Consider the following 1,834-nt stretch of genomic DNA (forward strand, 5'->3'; position numbering starts at 1 on the left):
AGAAACACAGATAAGTTCCCTCTGTCTTTTGCCCAGCAGCGGCTATGGTTTATTGATAGTTTGCAAGGTAGCACTCCAGAGTACAATATGCCGATGGTATTTGAGCTGTCAGGCACGATTAGTCTGACGAGTATTCAGCGAGCCTTTCGTGAAATTATCGCGCGTCATGAAGTCTTAAGAACCGTCTATGAAGAGCATGATGGTGAAGCATATCAAAAGATAAAAACAATATCTGAAGTCGAGTTTGCGATTCAGCAAAAAGACATCAGTGAACTCGATGAGCAAGATAAAGAAACCGCACTTAAAGCATATGTGCGTGAGGAAGTAGGGAGACCGTTTAATCTATCCACAGAAGTGATGTTACGGGTAAGCTTTATAAAGACCGCAGAAACATCAGGCGTACTGTTATTTAATCTGCACCACATAGCGTCAGACGGGTGGTCAATGGAAATCCTGATGAAGGAGTTCTTTGCACTGTATCATGCGCAAGAAGCAGGTGAAGCTAGCCCCTTACCAGAACTCGCGGTGCAGTATGCTGATTATGCTCATTGGCAGCGTCACTATTTGGCACAAGAGCAGCTTGAGGGTCAGTTGGATTATTGGGAGCAGCAACTTGAAGGGTTACCTGCACTCCATAGTTTGCCATTAGATAAAGCAAGGCCAGCACAAAAGCAATATCAGGGTGCGCGAGTTACAGGAGTCTTACCCAAAGAGTTGGCGCAAGCACTTCTGAAGATGGCGCAGCAATTCAAAATCACTCCGTTTATGTTATTGCATGGAGCCTTATCGTTACTCCTGTCGAGGCATGGAAACAGTAAGGATGTGGTCATAGGCACACCAATAGCGAATCGGGAGCAGCGAGAGCTGGCACCATTGATAGGGTTTTTCGTCAACACCTTAGTGCTAAGAGCGGATACTGGTCATAATACAGTAGGTGAGTATTTAGCACACATAAGACAAGTTAATCTAGATGCACAAGCAAATCAGTCAGCGCCCTTTGAGCAAATAGTCGAGCGTTTGAAAGTGCCACGCAGTGGCTCACACAGCCCACTATTTCAAATCATGATGACGACCAATAGTGACTATGGTTTATCGAGTGATGCGGATAAAGCAGGGTTTAAGCTACCAGGTGTGACGGTTAAGCCGTACAGTGGTGACAGTGTACAGGCGAAATTTGATTTGGATGTCGATATTCAAATTAATGAGCAAGGTGTTACCGTGCACTGGAATTATGATGTGAGCCTGTTCGACAAAGGACATATTGCCCAGCTGAATACGCACTTTGAGCGGCTATTGACAGGGTTGAGTGAAGCCAGTGCACAAACCGCAGTGAGTAGCTTGCCATTGTTATCGAAAGAAGAAGAGCACAAGCTGCTGTATACACTGAACGACACAGCAGTAGAGTATGATAAGTCGGCTTGTATTCATACGTTGTTTGAGCGCCAAGTGGACTTAGTGCCAGAGCAAGTTGCGGTTGCATTTGCAGATGACGTTTTACAATATAAGACACTGGATGAGAAGGCGAATCAGCTAGCACATTACCTGCGCGCAGAGCATGGGATAGGGCCAGATAGCTTAGTGGGTGTGTGCGCAGATAGGTCACTGGAGATGGTGATAGCGGTTTTAGGGATCTTAAAAGCAGGAGGTGCTTATGTGCCACTAGACCCGAGTTATCCGCGTAGCCGCTTAGAATATATGATAGCAGATGCGTCATTATCGGTGGTAGTGAGCCATGGAGAGACGGCAGAAGCATTAGCGAGTTTTACTAAAACGCAAGTTAGGTTAGATGGATTTGCCTTAGGGGAGCCGCATCTGTGTGATGCGTATCCACGTA

At 46.0% G+C, this 1,834-nt stretch carries 1 protein-coding gene; it reads left to right on the top strand.

The genetic code is table 11. From position 1 onward, the window contains the following. Positions 1-1,834 (top strand): condensation domain-containing protein (locus F9Y84_RS21755; protein ID WP_168756795.1); only part of this gene is annotated, 1,834 nt, incomplete at both ends.

It is taken from the genome of Pseudoalteromonas peptidolytica (genome assembly GCF_012641745.1).
Classification (GTDB): Bacteria; Pseudomonadota; Gammaproteobacteria; order Enterobacterales; family Alteromonadaceae; genus Pseudoalteromonas; species Pseudoalteromonas peptidolytica.